The sequence below is a fragment of the Dyella acidiphila genome, from assembly GCF_014863405.1.
Classification (GTDB): Bacteria; Pseudomonadota; Gammaproteobacteria; order Xanthomonadales; family Rhodanobacteraceae; genus Dyella_B; species Dyella_B acidiphila.
The window spans coordinates 902,316-928,259 of sequence record NZ_JACZZA010000001.1; the positions used below are offsets into that span (position 1 = coordinate 902,316).

At 63.0% G+C, this 25,944-nt stretch carries 17 protein-coding genes; 9 read left to right on the forward strand and 8 right to left on the reverse strand.

What is annotated here, in order from left to right:
* Window positions 1–158 precede the first annotated feature (158 nt).
* Together IGX34_RS04115 and IGX34_RS04120 are read left to right on the forward strand one after the other, a co-directional pair.
* Window positions 159–2,663, forward strand: a complete 2,505-nt coding sequence (locus IGX34_RS04115) for a TonB-dependent receptor (protein WP_192554376.1) — start codon at window positions 159–161, stop codon at window positions 2,661–2,663.
* Between the two features lie 279 nt (window positions 2,664–2,942).
* A complete protein-coding gene (locus tag IGX34_RS04120; RefSeq protein ID WP_192554377.1) occupies window positions 2,943–3,893 on the forward strand; it encodes a fimbrial protein in 951 nt (316 codons plus the stop codon).
* Between the two features lie 42 nt (window positions 3,894–3,935).
* Here the strand turns inward: IGX34_RS04120 and IGX34_RS04125 are convergent, their stop codons facing one another.
* Window positions 3,936–5,075 carry a hypothetical protein gene (locus IGX34_RS04125; RefSeq protein ID WP_192554378.1) on the reverse strand — a complete coding sequence of 380 codons (1,140 nt, stop codon included), beginning with the start codon at window positions 5,073–5,075 and terminating at the stop codon, window positions 3,936–3,938.
* 1,280 nt (window positions 5,076–6,355) lie between these two features.
* Here IGX34_RS04125 and IGX34_RS04130 point away from each other — a divergent pair.
* From IGX34_RS04130 to IGX34_RS04140, 3 genes are all read left to right on the forward strand, one after another.
* Window positions 6,356–6,697 (forward strand): hypothetical protein, encoded by a 342-nt coding sequence (locus IGX34_RS04130; protein ID WP_192554379.1) that lies wholly within the window; start codon window positions 6,356–6,358, stop codon window positions 6,695–6,697.
* Window positions 6,698–6,835: 138 nt separating this feature from the next.
* On the forward strand, window positions 6,836–7,075 hold the full coding sequence (locus tag IGX34_RS04135; protein ID WP_192554380.1) for a hypothetical protein: 240 nt from the start codon (window positions 6,836–6,838) through the stop codon (window positions 7,073–7,075).
* 357 nt (window positions 7,076–7,432) lie between these two features.
* Entirely contained in the window at window positions 7,433–8,335 is a 903-nt protein-coding gene (locus IGX34_RS04140) for a DUF4436 family protein (protein WP_192554381.1), read from the forward strand.
* Here IGX34_RS04140 and IGX34_RS04145 read toward each other — a convergent pair whose 3' ends face one another.
* The 6 genes from IGX34_RS04145 to glk form a co-directional block, all read right to left on the reverse strand.
* Entirely contained in the window at window positions 8,336–9,604 is a 1,269-nt protein-coding gene (locus tag IGX34_RS04145; RefSeq protein WP_192554382.1) for a sterol desaturase family protein, read from the reverse strand.
* Window positions 9,601–10,299 carry a lysoplasmalogenase gene (locus IGX34_RS04150; protein WP_192554383.1) on the reverse strand — a complete coding sequence of 233 codons (699 nt, stop codon included), beginning with the start codon at window positions 10,297–10,299 and terminating at the stop codon, window positions 9,601–9,603. Before IGX34_RS04150 ends, IGX34_RS04145 begins: the two co-directional genes overlap by 4 nt.
* A gap of 201 nt (window positions 10,300–10,500) precedes the next feature.
* A complete protein-coding gene (locus IGX34_RS04155) occupies window positions 10,501–12,801 on the reverse strand; it encodes a beta-N-acetylhexosaminidase (protein WP_192554384.1) in 2,301 nt (766 codons plus the stop codon).
* Between the two features lie 81 nt (window positions 12,802–12,882).
* Window positions 12,883–14,715, reverse strand: coding sequence for a glycoside hydrolase family 9 protein (locus IGX34_RS04160; protein ID WP_192554385.1), 1,833 nt, complete (start codon window positions 14,713–14,715; stop codon window positions 12,883–12,885).
* 143 nt (window positions 14,716–14,858) lie between these two features.
* Window positions 14,859–17,669 carry a TonB-dependent receptor gene (locus tag IGX34_RS04165; protein WP_192554386.1) on the reverse strand — a complete coding sequence of 937 codons (2,811 nt, stop codon included), beginning with the start codon at window positions 17,667–17,669 and terminating at the stop codon, window positions 14,859–14,861.
* Between the two features lie 124 nt (window positions 17,670–17,793).
* Window positions 17,794–18,825 (reverse strand): glucokinase, encoded by a 1,032-nt coding sequence (gene glk / locus IGX34_RS04170; protein ID WP_192554387.1) that lies wholly within the window; start codon window positions 18,823–18,825, stop codon window positions 17,794–17,796.
* Between the two features lie 416 nt (window positions 18,826–19,241).
* Between glk and IGX34_RS04175 the strand changes: the two genes are divergently transcribed.
* The 4 genes from IGX34_RS04175 to nagA all read left to right on the forward strand — a co-directional run bounded on the left by IGX34_RS04175 (window position 19,242) and on the right by nagA (window position 23,947).
* Window positions 19,242–20,528 (forward strand): sugar MFS transporter, encoded by a 1,287-nt coding sequence (locus IGX34_RS04175; RefSeq protein ID WP_192554388.1) that lies wholly within the window; start codon window positions 19,242–19,244, stop codon window positions 20,526–20,528.
* Between the two features lie 109 nt (window positions 20,529–20,637).
* Window positions 20,638–21,666, forward strand: a complete 1,029-nt coding sequence (locus IGX34_RS04180) for a LacI family DNA-binding transcriptional regulator (RefSeq protein WP_192554389.1) — start codon at window positions 20,638–20,640, stop codon at window positions 21,664–21,666.
* An 86-nt stretch (window positions 21,667–21,752) separates the two neighbouring features.
* The gene (locus tag IGX34_RS04185) at window positions 21,753–22,787 is read left to right on the forward strand and encodes an SIS domain-containing protein (protein ID WP_192554390.1); all 1,035 of its coding nucleotides are present in this window, start codon (window positions 21,753–21,755) and stop codon (window positions 22,785–22,787) included.
* Window positions 22,787–23,947: an N-acetylglucosamine-6-phosphate deacetylase gene (nagA, locus tag IGX34_RS04190; protein ID WP_192554391.1), complete on the forward strand. Its 1,161-nt coding sequence runs from the start codon at window positions 22,787–22,789 to the stop codon at window positions 23,945–23,947. The genes IGX34_RS04185 and nagA overlap by 1 nt, the downstream gene beginning before the upstream one ends.
* A 254-nt stretch (window positions 23,948–24,201) precedes the next feature.
* On the opposite strand, the gene IGX34_RS04195 is transcribed toward nagA, so the two are convergent.
* Window positions 24,202–25,914 (reverse strand): LTA synthase family protein, encoded by a 1,713-nt coding sequence (locus IGX34_RS04195; protein WP_192554392.1) that lies wholly within the window; start codon window positions 25,912–25,914, stop codon window positions 24,202–24,204.
* Window positions 25,915–25,944: the final 30 nt, after the last annotated feature.

The following is a 25,944-nucleotide window of genomic DNA, read 5'->3' on the forward strand; positions in this document are numbered from 1 at the left end:
AGCGCGGCGCCAGTTCGGTAGGACGAACGCGCGAGCGATGTTGCATCGCAGCTATACAGCGCCGTGCCATCAACGTAAACATACCGGCGCGTATCCATGGCGCCGTCACGATGGGGATCGCGGCGGACGCAAGCTGGCCAAGTAACGGGGAACCCAACATGCCGATCAGCCCGAGGACACTCGCCTCAAGGATTGCCTGTGCGCTTTTTGCCGGCGCACTCGGCAGCACCGCCGCGCAAGCGCAGGACGCACCGGCCGCCGCCGGCACCACGCCCAGGCCGGCCCAGGCCACCAAGCTCGAACAGGTCACCGTCACCGCGCAAAGCCGCACGCAGGAAATGCAGGACGTGCCGATCGCGATGAACATCGTCACCGCGCGCCAGGTCGACGCCGTCGCCGCCACCGACCTCAGCCACATGAATACCTTCGTGCCGGGGCTGGTGGTGGACAACACCGATGAAACCCAGCCCACCTATCGTCTGCGCGGCATCGAAACCGACGACTTCGGCATCGGCACCGATTCGGCCGTGGGCGTGTACATCAACGGCATCTACCAGACCCGCGACGGCGGCTCGCTGATGGCCTTCAACGACATCGCGCGGGTGGAAGTGCTCAAGGGCCCGCAAGGCACGCTGTTCGGCCGCAATACCGCCGCCGGCGCCATCAACATCATCACCAACGAGCCCACCGATAAATTCGAAGGCGATGCGCGCGTACGTATCGGCAACTACGGCAAGCGCTACGGCGATGCGCTGGTGAATATTCCGATCAACCAGGACATGGCGCTGCGCGTGAGCGTGGTCGACAACCAGGACGACGGCTGGCTGAAAGATGCCGCCACCGGCCAGCACTACGGCAAGAACGACGAGTGGGGCGCACGCATCGTCTACCGCTGGAACATCACGCCCAATACCCAGCTGCACCTGAGCTACGACCACGATCGCGTGAAAGATCCCTCGCGCATCGACATGGGTCTGGTGCCGATGCCGGCCAACAACCTCTACGCACGCGCGCCCTTCCCCGCCAATCCGTCTACCTTCTACAACCCGCTCAATGCGCCGTTCTACAACAGCGCCACCGACGGCCGCGAAGAGCGCAACTACAACGACTACACGCTGGCGATCGATCACAGCTTCAGCTGGGGCAGCTTTACGTCCACCACCAATTGGACTAGCTACAGCATGTCGCATATCGAGAACGGCACCGGCCTGCAACAGGCAACCGAATACCTCAATACCGGCGTGATCGGTGCGGGCCACACCTTCTACCAGGAGTTCAAATTCAGCGGCAATAACGACCTGCTCGACTGGGTGGCCGGCGCCAGCTATTACCAGGAGCATGCCGATGAAACCAGCCTGGCGCGCGTGAACACCGACACCTACGACACGCTCGCGCTCAACACCGGCATCGGCAAGCAATACACGCCCACCGGCACCATCTTCGGTTATTTCAATTCGATCCTGCAGTCGCTGAATCTGCCGTACAACCTGCTCGGCGATCCGTGGACCGAAACGGTGTACAACACCGGCAAGTTCTCCGCCATCGCCGGCTACGGCGACACCATCTGGCACATCACCGACAAGCTCAACTTCACCGTGGGCCTGCGCTTTACCCACGATCAGAAAGACTTCACCTGGTTTACGCCGCCGCGTTCGGCGCCGCAGCTGGATGCCACGCTGGCGCAGATGCAGGCTGCGGGTCTGTTGAATCTGGTACCGGTGCTGACCGGCGGCAAGGTCACCGCGCAGCAGCTGTTGAACATTCTTACCCAGAACCAGATCTTCACCACCGCGGTGAACCAGTTGGTGTCCAAGCGCGCCAGCTGGGACAACAAGAGCCCGCGCTTCGTGCTCGATTACAAATTCACGCCCGACATGATGGGGTATGTGTCGTTCGCCAAGGGCTACAAGGCCGGCGGCTTCGACGGCACCGAGCCGGGTTCCGAGTTTGCGCCGGAGAAAGTGTGGAATGCCGAAACCGGCATCAAGACCACCTTTCCTGAGCAGAACCTGCTGGTCAACGCATCGGCCTATTACTACCGCTACAACAACCGCCAGACGCTCACGCTGATTCCGTCCAGCGAAGGCCTCAACGTACCGCAGTACGAAGTCAGCAATACCGACCAGGCCGCCAAGGGTCTGGACCTGCAAGTGGAATGGGTGCCGCTGGACAACCTGCGGCTGGCCTTCAACGGCGGCTATATCGATTCACGCTACACCAAGGCGAAAGTGCCGATCGGCGTGCTCGACAACGGCCAGATCGACTATGCGGACGTCTCCGGCCAGCCAGTGGACGAACCGAAGGTGTCGTATTCGGTCAACGGCGCCTACGCCTGGCACGACGTCGTCAACGGCAGCGTAACCCTCAGCGCCAACTACGGCTTCCGCGGGCCGCTGCGCTGCAATGCCGCGTCGGTGTACCAGGGCAAATGCTCGCTGCCTACCTCCAGCTTCGACCTCAATGCGCCGCAGAAATGCACCGATCTGCGCCTGGACTGGACCGCCAACGGCGGCCGCTGGGGCGTGGCGTTATACGTCAACAACGTCTTCAACCAGCGCAATGTGATCGGCCTGGGCACCGTATCCCAATCGGTGCTGGGCACGCCGTATGCGTACATCACGGCGCCGCGCATGTATGGGGCGGAGTTTCATGTGAAGTTCTAGGCGCCGAGCGCCCTGTCGCGGAGTGTCGACGGGGCCGCTTTGGCGTGAACCAGCCAGGCCCGGCCCGATTTCCTAGGCGCAGTGTCTCCCTGCGCTGACACTGCGTGTCTGTTCGTACTGATTACGTCGCCGCCAAAACGTCCGCCACACTGGCGGCACGTCTCGCCGTGCACGCGCCGGCCTTGCAGCTGATCGCCTGTCCCACGCTTAAAATCATTTCAGAGCTGCATAGCCATGCACCAACAGGGAAGTTCGTCCCTATCGCGCGGTTTCATCCACTTGTTCGCCATCGGCGGCATGATTTTTCTGCTCGCGGCATGGAGCAGCCATGCGTTGGCCGGAAGCTGCGCCTATGAGTTCGGCTCGGCGCAAACGTTGAATTTTTCCCTGCCGGCCAACCTAGGCGTGCCACGTGACCTACCCACCGGAACGGTCATCGCCACCGCCACGGCATTCAATCCCTCGATGGTCGTTGCCGTTTGCCTCGCGGCCAAATTGGGAATGATAAATAGCGTGGGCGCCATATCCGCGCCGAATGCCGGCAATCTCTTCCCCATCGGCAACACCGGACTCGCTTACCGGATCAAGTTCAGCTGGAGCGACTATCTCGTTTCCTACGCATCCGCCATGCCGCTGGCCGTGGGCGGCGCCGGTATTAAAGAAGAAAACCGATTCATTCTGGAAATCGTACCCATTGGCCCGGTCTTCGCCGGCAGCATTCCAGCTGGACGACTCGGCGCCTATGTCAACGGCGACAATCAGCTCACCATACTCGACATCCGGCTGGTTGCGGGCAGCAACGTCACCGCGCAAACCTGCACGGTGGGCGACATGCCGGTAAACCTGGGAGCCATTTCTCCCACGGCATTCAAAGGCATTGGCACCACCGCGAGCGAGCGACGCTTCAACTTCACGATCAGCAACTGCCCCGCTGGGCTGACCAAGGTCAGCTATCTCTTGCATCCCACCAGCGGCACCGTCGATGCGGCCCAGGGCATCGCCAAGCTCAGCAGCACCGGCAAGGGCGCCGCCACCGGCATCGGCGTGCAACTGAAGCTGGCCGATGCCGGCGCCGTTACGCTGGATCAGCCCATGCAGATGACCCAGTACAACGCTGCCACCGGTGGCAGCTACCAAATTCCCATGACCGCCGCCTATTACCAAACCGCCGCTGTAGTCACACCGGGCGAAGCCAATGCGGCCGTCGTGTTCACCATGTTCTACGAATAGCGGCCACCGGGGTGGCCGCTATCGTTCGGACGTCGGTGGCGCTTACTGATCGCCTTCCAGCTTGATCGTATGCAAGGGTCGGCACTGCCCTGCATCGCAGCCGATAAAAACGCCATACGAACCGCACGGCGCGACGTAGTCGCCCTCTCCATGCGCCTGCACCGCACCGCATCCCATCTGGCTGGCGACGTTCTGGGCAAGTGACAGAGTGGCTGCATCCGTGGCCGTGGCAGCGACCACCGGTGCCGCGGATGGCGTCGCCACAGCGGCTTGAACATCCGCATCAGCAGGCGCCTGCGTCGCTACCGCCGTAGCGGGTGCCGCCGCCACCGCTACCGCCGCAGGAGCAACCGCCACGGAGGGCGCAGCCGCCACCGCCGCGGGCGTAACCGGTACCGCGGCCGCCGTGCTGGCAACACCATTCGCAGCGCCTGGGTGATTCGCATCCACCATGGCAACCTTGTTGGCAACCAGCGCCTTTATTTTTTCGACGGTAGGCGTGTCCAGATCCGGGCCTGCCTGGATCCTGCCGACTTTGGCGTTCTCGATCGCCGCCACAATCAGTCCGCCGATCAGACCGCCCGCCAGCCCAACGCCGGCGGCCCGCCCCACGTTGGCATGGAAATGCGATTGGAGGGCGTGGTGCACAGCCAAGCCGGTGGCAGTGCCAGTGGCAGCGCCCAGGCCCGTCGCCAAACCAACCGCCAACACATTGAGCTTGTGCGTATTGGGATCGACCCTGTAGGCAAGATCGCTACAACTCGTATTGCCCGCGGCGGCAGTGTCTGCCGCGCTGACCACGTTGAACGATCCGTAGTATTCGTAGAGAGTCGGCGCCACCGCAGGATCATTGGGCACATAAATGCCACCATCGAACGTAGCGGCACGCCCGGCGACCGAGGTGGGTTTTTCGTCGGTGCGCCGCTCGGTGATCGCGCCCTCGGGTGCTCGGTAATACACACCGTTGGCGTCTTCGCGCTCCGATACATAAGCCCCCTGCCCGAGCGCGATCTCCACCGGTATGCGCAGCAAGCCGCGCGTTATCGTTTCGACAATCGGCGGATTCACCTGCAGGCAGGTCATGGTTTTCGGCAACGGCAACTTCTCCGCCCGCACGCTACTGGCGTGCGCAAGCGGCATGGCGGCGGCCAGCAGGCACGCCGTCAGCAATGTACGTTTCATTTCAGTTCCCCCTGAAGTCTTCCTTGCGCAGTTCTGGCCGCCCGCATTGCGCCCGTGCACGTGATTCACCCTTACGCAGCCGACTGCTCCGCTTGCATAAAGATGTGTGCATGGACGCCGGATTCCGGCTGCCATCTGCACACCCATCGTGCGGGGGGGCGGAGGCTTCGGTCAAGTCAGGGAGATGGTGCGGGCGTTGATGGGCGGAGGGTGGTTCTAATGGCCTGATTCAGGGGCGGATACCCTGAATGACTTGCTTGCTTAAAACTTACGTTTGCAGACAAGCGAATAAGAGCTTGGCGCCAGAGATTTCCTCAAATCCTTTTTTCGGGCACTTCCGCCAAATCAACGCGACGCCCCAATCAACCGAAACTCCCCAAAACAACCTCACCGTCATCACAGTGAAAGCTGAGATCCCGCGTCTCTACGCACCGAAGGCACTGGATCCCAGCTTTCGCTGGGATGACGAGCAAAAAACATGCGCATCGACTCCGCCCCCTATCTCGCACTTCCACCAAACCAGCGCGACACCCAATCAACCGAAACCTTCCAAACAACCTCACCGTCATCCCAGCGAACGCTGGGATGACGAGCAAAAAACACGCACCGCGACTCCGCGCATCTATCTCGCACTTCCACCAAACCGGCGCGACGCCCAATCAACCGAAACCTCCCAAACAGCCTCACCGTCATTCCAGCGAACGCTGGGATCCAGCGTCTTTCCACACCGAAGGCACTGGATCCCAGCCTTCGCTGGGATGACGAGCAAAAAACACGCACCGCGACTCCGCCCCTCTATCTCGCACTTCCACCAAACCGGCGCGACGCCCAATCAACCGAAACCTCCCAAACAGCCTCACCGTCATCCCAGCGAACGCTGGGATCCAGCGTCTTTCCACACCGGAGGCACTGAATCCCAACCTTCACCGGGATGACGAGAAAAAACAGGCGCATCTCAGGCGCCGGCTCTCTATCGCAGAGTGCCGACCCTACTCACCAGATGCACTGGAAGAAACTATGGAATACAGGGCTTCGTCGTAGGCGCTATGCACAAGGCGCTGGATATACGCCCAGCTCTTATAACGTACATATCCGAGTACAGATTTCCGTTTCGCCTACATCGCCCTGTGCGAGGACCTGCTAACTTGGTTTCGTCATCGACGCCTTCTTCAATCGCGGACGTCGATAACCCTTGCAGCAATGTGAGGTAGAAGCGCGGATCGTGAGAGCGACAACTCCCACGACCCGCTAACCAAAACAACTCAGAACAGGAGTTGATCATGGCTACCGCCGATCATACGTCACCCGCTTGCCCTTCGGATCGCAACGATCCCCTTTCCCAAAGTCCCCCGCCGCTCGACGGCATGCTCCCAACGCGGAGTTTGGATCAGGACCAGCGCACGTTCGCCATGGAGCAAGGTGATCCCTACATGATTGCCGTGCTGGCGATCGAGCGCGTCTTGCGTGCCCACTACGATTTCGTACCGCCGAGCCTTCCTCCCGGCGTACGTATGTGTGGCCAGCTGCTGCCGCTCGATGCTGCCCAGCTGTATGGCTTGAACACGGCCCTGCACGTCCTGCGTCAATACGTCGTTTCCATTCCACCCACCCGCGGCGGCTAAGTCACGCGGGTGGGTATGAGGGCGGCCATGCGGAGTACTGGCTGAAAAGGTGCGCCGTTTTCGGCACGCCGCGTGACGTCGGCGTGCCGTCTTTTCGCAATTATACGAATCACAAACTATCCATAAGGATGACGGATCATGACGAAGCAGATGCATGAGGGGCAGGTGTGCCCGACGAAGTTTTCGCTCGAACCCGGTGAAGGGATCGCGCTTGGGATAGCGATTGTGGAAGACATGCTGCAGGCGTATCGGAACTTTGAGCAGAAGCATCCGCATATGGAGCGGGTGGGATTGTTGCCGTTCGATGCGCGGCAGTTGCAGTTGATGCAGGTGTCGTTGGAGACGCTGGGGAATTATGTGGAGGCACGGGATGGATAATGCGTGCGGTGTGGCTTGAGGCAAGCGCAAGCAACCCCACCCCGGCCCTCCCCTGCCAAGCAGGGGAGGGAGTTGTATCGGCGAGTGCGCCATATCTGCGCCCGCGCAATCCGCCCCCTCCCCTACGTGCAGTAGGGGAGGGAGTTGTATCGGCGAGTGCGCCATATCTACGCCCGCGCAATCCGCCCCTCCCCTGCGTGCAGTAGGGGAGGGAGTTGTATCGGCAAGTGCGATGCAGCGCCATAAATGATTCACAGGGCGCACTGCGCCTCGTCCATGGATAGCGCCCTCTCTATCCACCCGGCTATACGCGCCGGCTCGTCACCACGACGACCGCCGGGTGGAAGGTCTTCGAGCATGATCGAGCCGTTTACCTTCCGCCGCTTCAGGCACCTGCTCATCGCCGCCCTGCTGCTGTGCCCGCCTCTGCTGCCGGCGCAGGACATCGCCTCGGCCGCCGCACACACCATGATCACACCCGAGGGACTCGCCGCCACCGGCAACAAGCCGGTGATCGATATCAACCTGGTCTCGTTCGATCCGATCATCGGCGATGTGCAGGGACGCCTCACCGTGGTGTGGCCCAAAAGCATGTTGACCAAGGATTTCGGGCTGTACCGCGACGTGCGCCTGCTGGAAGGCGACAGCATCAACGATTCGATCTGGGACATGCGCGGCAACGAGCCCTTCGTCACCTTCAACTCCACCATCAAGACGTTGAGCGAAGTGGATGGCGTGGGCTCGCCCCATCACTATCCCTTCGACGTGCATCGCATCCATATGAAGATCGGACTGGTCACGCCCAGCGCCGATGGACAGGGCTGGCAGCCGCTGCCGTTCGAGGTGGATTGCACCAAGTGCTCGTTCGAAGGCTTCTCGGTTACTACACACGGGCATTTCGATAAGCAGGGTTATTACAGCGTGCAGTTCACCATGCACCGCACGCGCCCGGCGATGGCCTTTGCGATCGGCTTGAACGTGGTGATGGTGCTGATTGCCTTTATCGTGCTGATCATGGCGCTGCGTATTTCGCGCAGCGACGAAGCGCCGGAGATCGCCTCGCTCGGCTTTATCGGCGGCTTGTTGTTCGCCATGCCGGCGGTGCGCGATCTGCAGCCGCGCATTCCCTCGATGGGACTGATGATCGATTACCTCGGCTTTTTCTGGGCCGAAGGTTTTCTGGCAGTGGCGCTGTTGATTGTGATGGTCTGCTGGCTAAAACGCGGCAAGACCATCATCAGCCTGAAAGAACTGGATTGATCAACTCAAGGCCGCATGTGCGCTGCCGGGGTGGCGGCGCGCGTAGCCGGCCAGCACCAGCACCGCTATCGCGCCGATGCCGAACAGCGCCACCAGCGCGAGCTTTACGCGCGGATCGAGCGGCATGCCGCCAAACCAGCTGCCACTGAGCCATACGCCGGCCGCAGTGCCGCCAGTGCGCAACAGTTCCAGCCAGATACCGATGCGCCGGCCTTCCATCAGCAAGCCGATCGCCCACAGGCTGTAGACCAAGTACAGCGCATACGGCACGGCTTGCTGCAACGGCAGCTTGGGCGCCGCGCCGAGAAAATGCACGCCGATCAGCAGCAGCACGCCGAACGACGCCAGCGTGTACAGCTTCAAAGGGAATGACAGCGTCGGGTTGTAGCGTGCATGGGTAATGTCGAACTCCGCTTTTGGAAAGCGCGCGGCGACGTCGGCCGGACGCCAACCCGGCGGTTTGATCCACACGCGCAACTTGTCCAGCCAGCTGCGCGCATGCCAGCTGTCCTTGAGCATGGCCCAATACACTTCCACGTTGGCCCACAGCGGATTCCAGCTTTGCAGCGGTGCACGCGTGCCGAACACCGGCGGATCTTCGTCGTTCTCTTCGACGAAGCTGCCGAACATGCGGTCCCAGATAATCAGGATGCCGCCGTAGTTGCGATCGAGATAGCGATCGTTCACCGCGTGATGGGCGCGATGATTGGAAGGCGAGCAAAACACGCGATCGAACCAGCCCAGCCGCCCGATCACTTCGGTATGCACCCAGAACTGGTACAGCAGGTCGATCAACGCCACCACCGCAAACACTTCGGTGGGATAGCCAAGCAAGGCCATCGGCAGGTAGAACAGCCAGCCGAGCAGAAAGCCGCTGCCGGTCTGGCGCAGGGCGGTAGTGAGGTTGTAGCTCTCGCTCTGGTGATGCACCACATGCGCAGCCCACAGCACATTCACTTCGTGGCCCATGCGGTGCAGCCAGTAATACAGGAAGTCGTACAGCAGCAGGCCGCTGATCCATACCCACACGCTGTCGGCCGGCAGTTGCCAGCGCGCCAGATGTGTGGCGCACCAGCCGTAGATGCCGATGGCGAACAGCTTGGTGAACACGCCCACGATCTGCGAGATGGTGCCCAGCCCCAGGCTGTTGATCGCGTCGTTGCTGTAGTACACATCGCGCCGGCGCAGCTTCGCCACCAGCAGCTCGATGCCGATCAGGATAAAGAAGCCCGGTATGGCCCAGGCCATGATGCGTTCGGGAGTGATCATCGCCAGTCTCTCGATTCGACCGTGCGGCCCTGCACGGAAACAGCGATCAGCCACAGTGCGGCGTAATACGTGGCGAGTATATATAGCGCGGACAGCGGCAAGGCGGCGCGAAAGCGATCCCAGGCGAGCAGGCTGTCGCTGGCCATGAACAGCAGCGCACCCAGCGCGGCGAAACGGGCGGCGCTGTCACGCAGCCGGATGGCGCGGCCCAGCGCCTGCCCCGCCATGCTGGCCAGCACGCACACGTAGACCAGCACCGGCGCACGCAACGCTGGAGCGATGCCGCGCCATAACAAAAAAGTCATGCCGGCACCGATCGCCAGGCACAGCAGCCATGGCCACAGCAGCGCGGGAAAGCGCACGTCGCTGCTGAATGCTGCGATGAACAAAGCATGCGCGATCAGGAAACTGACCAGGCCGGGCACGAACAGATCCTGCGGCAGCATCAGCAGCACGTCGCCGAGCAAGCAGAACAGCATGCCGGCGACGATGCGGCGACGGTAGCTGGCGGATACCGGCGATGGCGTGCGCAAGGCGACGAACAGGATCAGCACCGTGGCCAGCGGCTTGCATAGCCAGTGCAGCCAATGCCAGGCATCGGTGCCGCCCTGCGTGGCCAGCGAACCGGCGATGGCGCCAGCGGCGCCCAGCACTATCAGCGGCCATAAACGAGGCGCGGATGAAACGACGGACATGGATGCTCCCCTGCATCGATGCGTCGATCATAACCGCGGCGTTGCCCCGATGCGGCCGCCTAACGTTTGAAACGTGACTCAGCCGACCCGCGTAGCCGCGTAGGTTGGGTTAGCGCAGCGTAACCCAACTAATCTCCATCAAAGCCAACCATCGTTGGGTTACGCTGCGCTAACCCAACCTACGCGTTACTTGCTGACTGCTCAGTGCTTGATATCGCCCTTGTCCGAAGACAACAACGACACGCGGCCCAGGGCATACAACGCACCATCCGTCGGCGCGGTGTAAACGAAGCACAGCAGATGCTGCCCATGCTGCGCAGGCAGCGTGGCATTCAACGCAACCCGGCGATCGCTGCTCTTCGGATCGGGCAGCGGCATGCTGGCCAGCACCGCGCCGTCGCAGCGATCCTTATGCACTAACAGCTCGCCATACGGCGTGCTGTGCGGGCGTGACACCACCAGCTTGATATCGTGCGCAAGCGCAAAGTTGCGTTCCAGCCGCATCGCTTCCACGCGGATGGCCGACACGCCATCGAGCGGCACAGCCGCCCACTGCTGGCAGGTGTCGAACACGTTCACCGCATACACCGGCTGCATGCTGGCGGCATCGGGCGTGGGTTGCAGGCGCAGGCGGAAATCGCTGCCGGGACAATTGGGCAGTTCCACGCCATCGCGGCTGAGCAGGCTGGCGCGATCGAGCACGCGCGTGTGATAGGCGGCCAGCAGCGTGCCGTTGTCGGCAAAGGTCGCGGCCTTGATCGTCACCGGCAGCTTGACCGCGAACGGCTTGCTGTACAGCTGGGCGTGCAGGTCCGGCACGCTGCCGTCGATGGTGTAGCGGATGGCACCGTATCCGGCCTGGTTCTGCAGCGTGACACTGGCCTGCCCGCTCTTCAGCGCCGCATTGGCGTCGACCTTGATGCTGGCCTCGAAGGCGGTGTCGGCGTAGGGGATCTTCTGTGCGTCGTAGCGTGCCAGCTGCGCCGGCAGGCGTGCCAGAAAGCCGTGCCAGTTGTGCGCGGCAGCCGGCGACCAGGTGACTTCGCTCAACGCGTCCAGGCGCGGGAATACCGCATGCTGCACGTGCTGCATGGTCGGCATGTGCTCGGTCCACACATTGGCCTGCGCGCCCAGCACATGCGCCGCCTGCGTGGCATTCAACACCGCGGGAATCGGCTTGAAGTTGTAGACGCTGGCCAGATTGCGCACGGGTACGCGTCCGGCCGCCTCGTCGGCCAGATCGCTCTGCACGCTGTCCATATACAGATCCGGCGCCGGCGACATCACCACGTCGTGTCCAAGCTTGGCGGCCTTGATCGCGCCATCGGTACCGCGCCAGGACATCACGGTGGCATCGGCGGGCACGCCGCCATCGAGGATTTCGTCCCAGCCAATCAAGCGACGGCCATGCGCCGACAGATAGCTGCCGATGCGCCCGATAAACCAGCCCTGCAGCGCATCTTCGTCTTTCAGGTGCAGCGCGCGGATCTTCGCCTGCACGGCGGCCGAAGCCTTCCACTGATCCTTGATCGCTTCGTCGCCGCCGACGTGGATGTAGTGCGAGGGGAACAAGGCCAGCACTTCGTCGAGCACGTTGTCGATGAACTGGAAGGTGTTGTCGTCGACGTTATACAGATACGGATTCACACCCCAGTCGACCGACAGCGGCGGCCGCTGGCCAGTCACACCAAATTGCGGATACGACGCCACCGCGGCCTGCGCATGACCGGGCATATCGATTTCCGGCACCACGGTGATATGGCGCGCAGTGGCATAGGCCACCACGTCGCGAATCTGCTGCTGGGTGTAGAAGCCGCCGTAGCGCTGCGGTTCGCCATCGTGACCCGCATCCGGCGGCGTGCGCCATGCACCGGTGTTGGTCAGCTCCGGATAGCGCTTGATCTCGATGCGCCAGCCCTGGTCGTCGGTGAGATGCCAGTGCAGCACGTTGAGCTTGTGCTGGGCCATCTGGTCGAGCAGGCCCTCGACCTCGTCCACCGACTGGAAATGCCGCGCGGAATCGAGCATCAGGCCGCGCCAGGCGAAGCGCGGCCAGTCGCTGATATGCAGCGCGGGCACTTGCACCGCACCCTGCTGGGCATCCGGCGTGAGCAATTGCCATAGCGTGACGGCGCCATGGAACAGGCCGGCATCGTCGCGCGCGTCGATGCGGATGCCCTGGGCAGTGACATCCAGCGTATAGCCTTCGGCCTGTTTTACCGCATTGTGCGGATCGTGCTGGAACACGATGGCGTTCGGCGCCGGCGCGCCCTCGGTGATCTGCAGATGCAGGCCGCGCGTCCGGGCCAGCAGGTCGGCCAAGTATTGCGCGGACTGCCGCGCGGCCGTGTCATTCGGCGCCACCACGATCGGTGTGCCGGCATCGACCTTGAAGGTGCCGGCAGCCGGCTTGAGCTGCGCCGGCATCGGTATCAGCGATGACGGGGAAGCCTGGGCGATACCGCATACAAGCAGGCAAAGAAGGAGGCTTGCGAATTTCATTCGGACATCCTGTTACGCGTCATGGGGCACACCTGCCGCCGAGGGACTATCGAATACATCGCAAGGATGTTCAATGCCAGCTCAATCGTGCGGCAGGCTCACCGCGTACAAATACCACGCATCGTGCGGCAGCCATTGCTCGGTCCAGCGCCAGTCGTCGTCGCGGCCGGTCTGGGCGTAGCCGAGATTGAACGCAATGCCGTCCTCGTCGTCCAGGCCGGCGGTGATGCCGTTGATGATCGCGCCGGGCGCGCTGGTGTATTCGTAGGAGCGGAAAAACATGTACTGCGCATTGCGCTGGCCGCTGCCCATCAACATGCTGGTGTCGAACGGATTGCGGCCGAGGATCCAGTGCAGCTGATTCCAGGCGTACTGTTCCAGTTGCGCATGGAAGGCGGCGTCCGCGGCGAACAGCGGAGCGGCCATGCGCGCGGCGGCGGCGAGCGAGGCGATGCGCGCGTTCTCGCCCTGCCACCACGGCGCCGCTTCGCTGTCGTGCGGGAAGAAGAATGCGGTGCGGACGTTGCCATTGCCCATGCGCACCAGCTGGCGCGCGTAACCGAAGGGATTGTTTACGTCACCGGTGACATGCAGCTCGTAGGCAAGCGAGCGCCGCACGGTATCGCGCACGGCCGCTTGCTGGTCCGGCGTGGCGATGGCGGCGTATTCGAGCAGCGCGATGACCGGCAGGCCGGCATCGGTGGGATGGAAGAACGGACGCACGCCGCTGTCGGCGCGCCAGTAATCGCGCTGGCCGTCATGCGTCACCAGGCGCGCCATCAGGCTGTCGGCACGCTGCTGCGCGGCTTTGCGCCAGGTTTCGTCATGCGTGGCGCGATACAGCTCAGTAGCGGCCAGCAGTGCGCAGTAATCGTCGACGATATTCTCCACGCCGTCGTTGATCAGCTGCCGGTTGTTTGCATCGAGAAAACGATACGCAGCTTCGGCGCTGCGCAGATAATCCTGGCGACTGAAATCCCCGTCGGCGTCCATCGTGCTGGCTAGCGCCAGCGCGGCGATCGCCATGCCGCCGCCGGCGCGGAAGCTGGCCTCGTAGGCATGCGGCCCATGCGTGGGCGTGTACTGTTCGGTGCTGTCGTTGGCGTTGCGCTTGATCTGCGTACGCCAATTGGGATCACCGATGCGCCGGTCCTGCGCCAGCTTGGTCGCGCCAGGGGCATCGATCGATTGATAGAACGAACCATCGGGCCGCTTGTCGCGCACCAGAAAATCCGCGCCGAACAGGCCTTCGTCGAGCAGGCGCCGCAGGTACTGGCTGAAGTTCTGGTCGTGGCGCGCATCCAGTTGCTGGTAGCTCCGCAGCAGGCTCCATACCACCAGCGGCAATTGCTGGGTGTTGAAGTAAGAAGTGAGGTTCTGGTGCGACAGGTGGATGCCGTAGTCGCCGGTGGCGTCGTACCAGCCGCCGTGCAGATCCAGCGTGCCGGGCGTGCCATCCGGATGCGCTAGCCGGCGATCGGCCTTGTCCATCAGACCGCTGGCGCGCTGGCCTTTGAAGTAATAGATCACATTGGACAGCGTGTTGCGTTCCAGCACGTTGTCCTGCACCAGGAATTCGTCGGAACGGATGCAGCTGCCCTGCTCGTTCAATTGCAGGTAATAGCGGCCGGACGTTTTCAGCTCGGAGAAATCGGCGCGCCAGTAATGCTGGCTGCTCCATTTGGACACCGGACCGGTGTCCTGCAATGTGCCGGCATAGACCGCGGCGCCGGTAGCTGCATCGATTACCTGAAAGGCATGCAGCGACTGCCCCACATCGGCGGATACCACCGCCTGTTTGTTCGCCTGCAATTCGTAGCCGACCTGATCGACCAGCACGGCCGGCTGCGTGGCCCACGCCTGCATGGCACTCAAACCCAGGCATGCCACCCAGCACTGCACGGCAAACTTCATGCGAACACTCCTGCGGCCAGAGCGACAACGCCGGCAGCGCCGGCGTTGGGAGATTCGTGCTTTCGCCGCCCCGCCCGGGAAAAAAAGGGACCTGGCAAGATCGCCAGGTCCTTGGCGGGGAAGAAAAAGTGTTTTGCGTTGGATCAGAACTTGAAGTGCGCCTCCAGCATGAACTGGCGGCCGGTCACATACTCTTCGGACAACTGCGTCTTGCTGCCCAGGTAGGCGTAGTACTTGGAGTTGAGCAGGTTGAGCATGTCCAGCGAGACCGAGAAGTTCTTGCTGACCTGGTACGCCGCCGACGCATCGAGTTCCTTGAAGCCATCCACATAGGTGGAAGCCGCACCGGCCACATAGCCGCCGGCGAGGTAGGCACTGCGATAGTTGTACGACACGCTGGCGCTGTACGGGCCCTTCTCGAAGTACGGCGCGATGGTGTACGCGTCCTTCGAGTTGTACGGCAGCCAGCCACCGGTGTGGGTCGAACCGTCGGAGTAGGTGTAGTTGGCACGCAGACCGAAGCCGCTGTCGCCGAAGGCCTGCTGGTAGCTCAGGGTGGCGCCCTTCACCTTGGCACGGCCGCCGTTGACCGGCGCGGTTACGTCGTACTGGCACACGCCCGCACTGGTACACAGGCCGGCGGCGATCTGCGCATTACCTTCGCTCTGCAGATAGCCGGGCAGCGTCCAGGAACCGTTGATGCGGGTCTGGGTGGTGGCCGCGTTGACGATGTAGTTCAGCACGTCCTTGTAGAACACCGAGGCCGCGAACATCGACTCGTCGTTGAAATACCACTCGGCCGAGGCGTCGAAGTTGGCCGAACGATACGGCTTCAGGTTCGGGTTGCCGCCAGCGCCGGTCAGCACGGTGTCGTTGGCTTCGAAGTACGGAGCCATCTGGTTGAACGGTGCGTAGGAGATCGTTTCCGAAGCCGCGCCGCGCACGATGAAGTCCGGTGCGACGTTCCAGGCGACGTTAACCGACGGCAGCCAGTTGTTGTACGAGGTCTTCGAGGTCACCCAGCCGAAGCCGTTCGGGAAGTAGCAGTCGAAGGTATCGGCGGCCGAGCAGGCGCTGGGCACGTTGTAGCCCGACGAGTCGAACTCGGTGTGCACGAAGCGGATGCCGAGGTTGCCATGCACGTTGTCGGTGCCGAAGTTCGCCTGCAGGTACGCCGCGCTGTTCTGCTGCTGCACCGCCCAGGTGTTGTCGAAGTACACGTTCGCATCGCGCGCCGTACCGAAGCCCGGCGTGCTAAGCACGGCGTTCTTGATGGCGTTCAGACCGCTGGTCTGCACGTGGGTGACGAAGCTGTCGGTCAGGCCCAGGGCGCTGGCGCCGGCCAGGTCGGTGAGACCGCCGTAGCCGATCTGGTTCAGGGTCAGCTGCTGCGGACCGGTGAAGGCGTTTTCGGTCTGGCTTTCCCAGTGGCTGGCATAACGCGCGCCGACCAGGATCTCGTTGACGAAGCCGTCCAGATCCTTGCTGAAATCGAGCTGGCCGTACGTGTCGCGCGCCTTGTAGAGGATGGTTTCCTCGTTGCCGCCCCAGCCATTGTCAGCCCAGTAGTTGGGGTTGTTGGCGGAGGACGGATCGGTGAACTGCACACCGTTGTTGATGTTCCAGTCGAAGCCGCCGCCGTAATAGATTTCCTTGATGAACGAGGTCATCGGGTTGCTGGAGCTGCTTACGCCGGCCTGGCCGGCCAGACGCCAGCCGTCACCGAAATAGGTGGCCTTCCAGTCCACGCCCTTGGTGGTGACCATCGACTGGCGGGCGTAGTTGTCGGCGAAGGTGGCGGCGGTGCTCTTGCAGGTGGTGGTGTTGTAGCAGGGCGTACCGACCTGCGTACCGGCCACGATGATGCCGTTGGCACCTTCGGTCAGCGAAGTGATGCCGCCCGGGGCATTGGTCGCCCACGGATACAACGACTGGTTGACGTTGTTCAGGCTGTCCTTCATGTACATCAGACTTACGGTGCTTTCGAAGTTCTGATTCGGACGGTACTGCAGGTTGACCAGGATGCTGTTGCGCTTCTCGGTCTGCTGGAAGTTGGCCGCGCTGAGCTGGTTCGGGATCTGGTCGGTGCCCTTGATCGTGCCCGCATTGAGCTCGTTCTGGATCGCGGTATTGCCTGCGGCCAGGGCTGCCGTGTTCACCGTGGAGACGCTGGTATAGCCGTAGTTCTCCATGCCTTCGCGGCTGGTGAACTGTTCCTGGTGACCGGCCGACACGTCGACACCGAAGGTCTTGTCAGCGTTGTGCCAGGAATAGAACACCGAACCGTTCGGACGCTGGTTGCCGACCATGTCGTTGTAGTTCACGCCGAACGAACCGCTGACCGTGTTGGGTGCCACATCAAGCGGCTGCACGGTATGCATCAGCACCGTACCGCCCAGGCTGCCTTCGACGATGCGCGCTTCCGGGCTCTTGAGCACTTCGATCTGGCCCAGGATTTCGGTCGGCAGCTGCGAGTAGTTGAAGCCGCGGTTCGGGTTGTCGCCGAACAGCCAGATCGCCTGCGCAATCGGATGCCCGTCGAGCAGGCTCACGTTGAGGCTGGGGTCCATGCCGTCGATGCTGACGCGCTGGGTGCCCGGGATGCTGCGATCGAGCGTCACGCCCGGGATCTGCGCCAGCGCTTCGGCAGCGTTGGTGGTGGGGAACTTGCCGATGTCTTCGGCAGTGATCGCGTCGACGATCGCATCGGCGTTGCGCTTGGTGTCCATCGACGCCTGCAAGCTGGCGCGGATACCGGTTACCGTGATGGTCGCCAACTGCTTGGCGCTATCGGCGCTGCTGCCTTTGCTTTGCGCGGTGTCCTGGCTGCGGGTCAATGCACCGACGCCGTTGCTGGTCGTCGTGGTTTGTGTCGTGTCCTGTGCATACAGTGCACCGGACAAACATAGGCCGGCGAAGATGCTCGCGGCGAGCATGGTCTTGCGATGTGACATGGCTTCCTCCCCTCAGAGGCTTTCAGCTACGGAAAATGTTCGCGGCATGCCCGTGCTGTGTGGCGATGGGCTTGCGCCCGGTTTGGGTTTAAAAAACCTCGTTCTCAATTGCTCCGCACGCGCCTCAATGCGCGTGCTGACCATCCAAATACAGGCCAGCAGCACCGATGACCCCGAGCTGGCCGTGCTCCATCAGTCGTACAGGTACCTGTTGCAGAAACGGACGCATTACGCCCTTGTTGAAATAACGCTCGGCAAACGTGCTCGTGAGCAGCAGCTCGCGGATCTGCGGCAGGATGCCGCCGGCCAGATACACCCCGCCGCGCGCGCCATACAGCAACACGAGATCGCCGACAAAGCTGCCGAGCAATCCGCAAAACACATTCAGCGCTTCCACCGCCGCCGCATCGCTGCGCTCCACTGCGCTGCGCGTCACGTCGGCCGGCAGCTGCAGGTTGGGCGTGGCGCCGCGCAGCGTGCAGATGGCGCGGTAGAGATTGATCAGGCCCGGACCCGACAGCGCGTGCTCGAACGAGACATGCGCACGGTCGCGCGCCAGCAGGCGCAGAATTTCAATTTCCAGCTCGTTGCCGGGCGCCAGCGCCACCTGCCCCGCCTCGGTGGCCAGCACCGTGGCGTGCGGCTTGTTCGGCAGCAGCACCGCCGAACCCAGGCCGGTGCCCGGGCCCATCACCAGCACCGGACCGTCGACCTGCGGTGCGCTGGTCTCGATCACCGGCGCGGCGTCGCTCTGGGTCATGAACTGGGTGGCATAGGCCACCGCTTCGAAGTCGTTGATCACGGCCAGGCTGTGGATGCCCAGCGATTCGCGGATATCGCGGATCGACACCGGCCAGGGCAGGTTGTCGTTGACGATGGCATCGCCCAGCACATAGCCGGCGCTGGCCACCGCACAGTGGTCCACGTGCGTGCCGGCGCTGAGCTGGGTGACGAAATCCTTCAGCACCGCGGTGAGGCTGGGCCATTCGGCGCAGGCATAGCGGCGATATTCGAGCACGGTGACCGGACGGCGGCCGTCCGGACGGGGGCTTACCAGGCCGATGCGCGCATGGGTGCCACCGACATCGGCGGCCAGAAAGGCCCGCTCAGGTGACGGCACCGTTTGCGCATTGCCACGTATCACAGCCTGAGCCACGCCCCCTCCTTCGCGTTTTCTGTCGCGCTCGCCTCAAGGAAATCTGTGGTGCTTGTCCTGGGCGCGACTTTGTTGGTGGAGTCTGGTCACGAATGACAACGCTGTCAACAGGTCGTAAAGATCTGCTTCAGAGGATGTTTGCGGCGTTGCGAAACGGGGGTTGGCACGATGGCGGCCGAAATTATTCAAATAATTGAATTTGAAGTAATTAATGGTCGATGGAATAGGCCAAATGACCCCCTTTTGGGAGTGCTGCAATGCATCACTTCCCGGCACCTGCTGCGGCCTGATGACGCACGTTGTCTACCGGGTTTCTTCACCGTCGATTGACAACGTTATGCCTTGAGGACAATAAAGGTCGGCACAGCGGTGTCGCACGACGGTCGTGGACATCGGGTTTCTCTCGGGGAGAATGCATGTCGTCCACCACGTACACCGCCGACGCGCCACGCACGTCGACCTTGCTGCCGATGATGATCATCGGCGTGCTGTTTTTCGTCATGGGCTTTTTCACCTGGCTCAACGGACCACTGATTTCGTTCGTGAAAGTGGCTTTTACGCTGGACGACATCAATGCATTCCTGGTGCCCTTCGCGTTCTACGTCTCTTATTTCGTGCTGGCCCTGCCGGCCGGCGCGGTGCTCAAGCGCACGGGCATGAAGAAAGGCATGGTGCTGGGTCTTTTCATCATGGCGATCGGCGCGGCGCTGTTCGGCGAGTTCGTGCGTATCCGCATTTATCCGGGCGCGCTGGCCGGCCTGTTCGTGATCGGCGCAGGCTTGTCGCTGCTGCAGACGGCGGCCAATCCCTACATCAGCATTCTGGGCCCGATCGAAAGCGCGGCGCAGCGCATCGGCCTGATGGGCATCTGCAACAAGGTGGCCGGCGCGCTGGCGCCGCTGGCCTTCGGCGCGCTGGTGATGGCGGGCATCGACGCATTCCTGGAGCAGGTCACCAAGATGCCGGACGGCCCCGCGCGCGATACCTTGCTCCATGAATTTTCGGCGCGCGTGTTCTGGCCTTATATGAGTCTGGCCGGATTGCTGGTGGTGATTGCGGTGTGGATCGTGTTTTCTTCGCTGCCGGAAATCAAACCCTCGGGCGCCAACAGCGAGCGCTCGATCGGCCACGGCAAAGGCAGCATTTTCAGCTTTCCGCATCTGTGGCTGGGCGTGCTGTGCCTGTTCCTGTATGTCGGCGTGGAAGTGATGGCGGGCGATGCGATCAACACCTACGGGCAGGGCTTCGGCCTGCCGCTGCAGGTGACCTCGCACTTCACCACCTACACCATGCTGGCCATGCTGGCCGGCTATCTGATCGGTTCGACATTGATTCCGCGGGTGATCTCGCAGCAGAGCTATCTGGCGCTATCGGCGGTGCTGGGCGTGGTGTTCGCACTCGGCGCCTATGTCACGCACGGCTATGTCTCGGTGGCCTTCGTGGCCGCGCTGGGCTTTGCCAACGCGATGATGTGGCCGGCGATCTTCCCGCTGGCGATCAAGGGCCTGGGCAGCCATACGGAGCTTGGCTCGGCACTGCTGATCATGGGCATCGTGGGCGGTGCGCTGCTGCCCCAGGCATTCGTGCATCTGAAGCAGTACATCGACTTCCAGCTCGCGTTCGTGATTGTCATAGTGCCGTGCTATCTCTACATCCTGTACTACGGCGCACGCGGCCATAAAGTGGGCACCCACGCAGGCTGAGGCATAATCCGGATGTCAGTCGCCGGCCATCCATCGGCTCATACTCGACCCGTTGACGGGGCCAGGCGCATCCGCCGGATGCGCACCCCACACCCGGGAGGAATCCCCGTTGCACAGTCCCACCATCAAGGATGTAGCCAAGCACGCCGGCGTCTCGCTGAAAACGGTTTCCCGCGTCATCAACCACGAAGCGGCAGTACGGTCGGAAACGCGCGAGAAAGTGGAACGGGCGATCGAGCAGCTGGGCTATCACCCGGATCCTTCGGCGCGCAGCCTGCGCAGCAGCTCGCACGCCTACGCCATCGGCCTGGTCTACGACAATCCGAACGCGCATTACGTAATCGACATGCAGAACGGCGTGCTGTCGGCCTGTCGCGAGCGCGGCTTCGGCTTGCAGATCTATCCCTGCGATTCGACCGCGCCCGGCCTGGCCGAGGAACTGGTATCGCTGGTGCAGCGTGCGCGTCTGGCCGGCCTGATCCTGGCGCCGCCGATGTCCGAACAGGCCACATTGCTGTCCACACTGACCGCGCACGAGGTGGATTTCGTGCGCATCATCGCCTCGCGCGAGGATCCGAAAGACGGCATGCCCTGCGTCTATGTGGACGACCACGACGCGGCGTATGCGATCACCGAGCATCTGATCCAGCTTGGTCATACGCGCATCGGCTTTCTGTGGGGCGAGCCGCATCACCGCTCCAGCCCCGAGCGCTACCAGGGCTATGCGGACGCACTGAAGGACTACGGTATTGCGCTCAATCGCAAGCTGATCCTGCCCGGCCGCTATGCCTTCGACGACGGCTTCCGCGGCGCGCGCAAATTGCTCGCGCTGAAGGAACCGCCCACCGCAATCTTCGGCTGCAACGACGAAATCGCGGCGGGCGTGCTGGCGGCGGCACGTTCGGCGGGGCTGGATGTGCCGTGGGATCTGTCGATCGCCGGCTTCGAGGACAGCCCGTTTTCCAAGCAGGCGTGGCCGGCGCTGACCACCGCGCGGCAATCGACCAGCGAAATCGGCCGGCATGCGGCCCTGCGCCTGATCAGCGGCCTGCAGAACCAGAGCGCGGAGCCGACCAACGAAGGCTTCATGCCGGAACTGGTGGTGCGCGGTTCCACCGCGCCGCCGCGGCAAACCTGAGCGCCCGCGCTCGCCAGGCACAACTCTCTCACCCCCGACCCTTTCCCCGGAGGGGGAGAGGGTGACCTTCTGTTTTCGGAGCCTCCATGAAATCCGCTCGTGACACCCTGATGTACAACGAAGCGCACGAAAGCGCCGCCGCCGTCGAACGGCAGCTGGCGCAGAACGCTTCCCTGCTGCAAGCACTCGGCGAACGACTGCGCGCGCAACCGCCGCGCTTTATCGTCACCTGCGCACGCGGCAGCTCCGATCATGCGGCCGCCTATGCCAAGTATGTGTTCGAGACGCGCCTGGGCCTGGTGACCGCGTCGGCCTCGCCGTCGATTTCCTCCATCTACGATGCCGACCTCAAGCTGGAAGGCGCGCTGTTCGTGGCGATTTCGCAGTCGGGCAAAAGCCCCGACCTGCTGCGCAGCGCGCAGGCGGCGAAAGAGGCCGGTGCCTACGTGGTGGCGATGGTCAATGTGGAAGATTCGCCGCTGGCCGGCCTGGCCGATACGGTGATTCCGCTGCGCGCCGGTCCGGAGCAGAGCGTGGCCGCCACCAAGAGCTACCTCGCCACCCTCGCCGCCGTGCTGCAGCTGACCGCGCACTGGAGCAACGATCAGTCCCTGCACGCCGCCATCGCGCGTCTGCCGGACGATCTGCGCCGCGGCTGGGAAGGCGACTGGAGTGCGCTCGAGCAGGGCCTGGTCGACGTGCACAACTTGTACGTAGTCGGCCGCGGCTACGGTTTCGGCGCCGCGCTCGAGGCCGCCTTGAAGTTGAAGGAAACCTGCGGCCTGCATGCCGAAGCTTTCAGCGCAGCGGAAGTGAAGCACGGCCCGATGGCCCTGGTCGGCGCCGGCTTCCCGGTGCTGTTCCTGGCGCAGGATGACGGCACGCTGGAAAACACGCTGGCGGTTGCCAATGAATTCCGCTCGCGCGGCGCGCGCGTGTGGGTGGCGGCGCCCGGCGCGCAGACTGCCGACGTGCTGCCGCTGCCCGGCGGGATCGAACCGATCGTGACGCCGCTGCTGGCGGTGCAGAGTTTCTATCGCGCCGCCAGCGCGCTGTCGCTGGCACGCGGCTACGACCCGGACGTACCGCCGCATCTGCGCAAGGTTACGGAGACGGTGTAATGCCTGCGAATCCGCTGATTGCTCTCGTCAACGGCCGTGTACTCGGCGATCACGGCCCGCGTGACGGCATGGCCGTACTGGTGCGCGGCAAACACATCGTGGCGGTGCTGCCGGACAGCGATCCGCGCCTGGCCGACGCGCAGCGCCACGATCTGCACGGCCACTTGTTGCTGCCCGGCTTTATCGACGTGCAGGTCAACGGCGGCGGCGGCCTGCTGTTCAACGATGCGCCCACGGTGGACACCTTGCGCGGCATCGCCGCAGCGCATCGCAAGTTCGGCACTACCGGCATGCTGCCCACGCTGATCACCGATACCGCCGAGATCATGCACACCGCATTGAACGCGGTGGACGAAGCGATCGAGCAATACGTGCCAGGCGTGCTGGGCATCCATGTGGAAGGCCCCTTCCTCGCCACTGCGCGCAAGGGTATCCACAACGCCGATCTGTTCCGCTATCCCGACGAAGGTGATATCGAAGCTTTGACCGCCAAGCGCCGCGGCGCCGTGATGCTGACGCTGGCGCCGGACCAGGTCTCGCCGGTGACGATTGCGCGGCTCAGCCAGGCCGGCGTGATCGTGGTCGCCGGCCATACCGCGGCCGACTATGCCACCACGCGCGCCGCGCTCGATGCCGGCGTCTGCGGCTTTACTCATCTGTATAACGCGATGACGCCGCTCAGCAGCCGCGATCCTGGCGTGGTGGGTGCAGCGCTGGACGATCCGCACAGCTGGTGCGGCCTGATCGTGGATGGCCACCATGTGCATCCGGCCACACTGCGCGTGGCGATCGCCGCCAAGGCACCCGGCAAGTGCGTACTGGTCACCGACGCGATGCCGCCGGTAGGCAGCGACAATCCCACCTATGTGCTCAACGGCCAGACCATCGTGATGCGCGATGGCATCTGCCAGAACGAAGCAGGCGTGCTAGCGGGCTCGGGCCTGGATATGGCCGGCGCGGTGCGCAACACGGTGCAGATGCTGGGCTTGTCGCTGGCGGAAGCCTCGCGCATGGCCAGCGCCTATCCGGCAGCGTGGATCGGCCTGGAGCGCACGCATGGGCGCATCGCGGCCGGTTATCACGCGGACTTTGCGGTATTGAATGACGACCTGGTCGTGCAGGAAACCTGGGTAAGCGGCGTCGCCTACCCCATCACCTGAACCATCGTAGGTTGGGTTAGCGCAGCGTAACCCAACAAATACACACACCACGAAAGACATTCCATGCAGCGCGCTGCTTTTAAAAAAAGCAGCGCGCCTTACACGCAAGGCTCGGCATTTGTTGGGTTACGCTGCCGCCTGAAGGCCGTCATTCCCGCGAAAGCGGGAACCCATTTTGACTTTGGACTTCAGAGCAACAAGGATTCCCGCTTTCGCGGGAATGACGGCATCGAGGCAAGAGACGCCCTCACGCTTTATTGGTACACGTGCAGCCGATTGAAGATCCAGCCGTAATACGACTGCACCAGCGGTTTGTCCGCGCAATCGGCGTACAGCCCATTGCAGCGTTCGCGCAATGAGGTCAGCGCCGAGAAATACGCATCCATCGGCAGGCCTGCCGCTTTCAGCACCATGCCCGGCAGGTGCGCGATATCCAGCATCGGATACGTCGGCAATGCTGCACCGGGCACATTGCTCTTGATCATGTAGTAGGTGAGGTAATCCTGGTACGGCACCAATGCCGGCGGCCAGCTGCGCGGCAGCGTGCGCATCAGGTCGTCGAAGGATGGCTGGTGGTCGCCGAAATGCACCAGTACGGTCGGCTGCGCGCGATCCAGGAAATCGTGCTCCAGCCCGGTCATCGCCGTATCCGAATCGTGCACGCGCTGCAAATAAGTGTCGAAGTTCAGCGCGGTTGCATCGGGCAGGCCTTGCAGCAGGTTCTGGAACGGCTTGGGCAGGGTCGACATCGGATCGTCGTGCGGTCCGTGCTGATTGATGGTGAGGATCATCATGAAGACCGGCTGCCCGGGCTTCTTCAGCTGGTCGTACACCTTCTTGGCCGCGGCGAACATCTGCGCGTCGGTTTCATCCCAGTCGTCCAGGCCCAGTTCGCCCGCGCCGTAGAAGTGATCCACTCCATATGCCTTGTAGGCATCGCGACCGTTGAGGAATTCGCCGTGGGTGGGGTAGATCGCCACGGTGAGATAACCGAGCCGGCGCAGCTGCTGCGGCAGCGAATCGCGCACATGCGGCGCCAGCACGTAGGGCGCGTACATGCCGCCCGGGCCGAAGATGTCCTGCGGCATGCCGGTAAGCGCCGCGAATTCGCTGACCCAGGTGCCACCGCCGAAGGTATGCACACGCATCACACCGGTGCCACGCGTATGCGCATCCACCTTGAACATCGCCAGGTCGCAGGCCGGCACGGTGCAGTGGGTGAAGTTAGCCGGATTGAAGGTGCTTTCTTCCAGCACCTGCACGATATCGGGGTATTGGCTGGGATCGGTGGTGCCGGGAATGCCGGCCGCCGTGGCTTGCCAGTCGCGTTGGGCCGCCGCCGCATCGGCTGTCGCCGGCAGGTGCACGCTGGAATCGCGCAGGTTGACGAAAAAATTGGTGAGATCCGCGTCGTCGGACATTTTTTCCCAGGTGCCGCGTGCATGCACCTGCGCGAACGGACCGGCCGGCAGCAGGCACCACCAGAAGGCCAGCGCGCAGACGGCGATGCCGCCAAGACGCAGCAAAGTCTGCGGCAACGCGCGCAGCGACGCGAAACGGCGGCGATCGCAATGCCAGGCCAGCCACAGCACGATCGGCACGGCAACGACCACGCACAGACCCACGCTGTAGATGTTCGGATAACGCCGCAGGGTTTCGAACAGGCTGGAGCGTACGTAGTAGACGAAATCGGCCGGCATCAGCGGCGATTCCAGGTATTCCTCCTTCAGCACGGTGATCGCGCGCAGCAGCAGGAACAGGCCGCCGCTGAACACCAGCGCGAAGGCCAGCCGCGCAAACACGAACAACGATGCGCCGGCAACACAGAGCATCAGCGCAAAGACAAAGCCGCGCTGCTCCAGCAGCGGCTCCTGCCACGCCGTAGACCAGGCGCAGATGGCAAAAAAGGCCAGTGCGCAGACCGTAGTCGTGCGGTTTCGCGTGGCGCGAAACGAAATCAGCGGCATGTGGGGCTCCCCTGGTACGGCGTCGCTTCG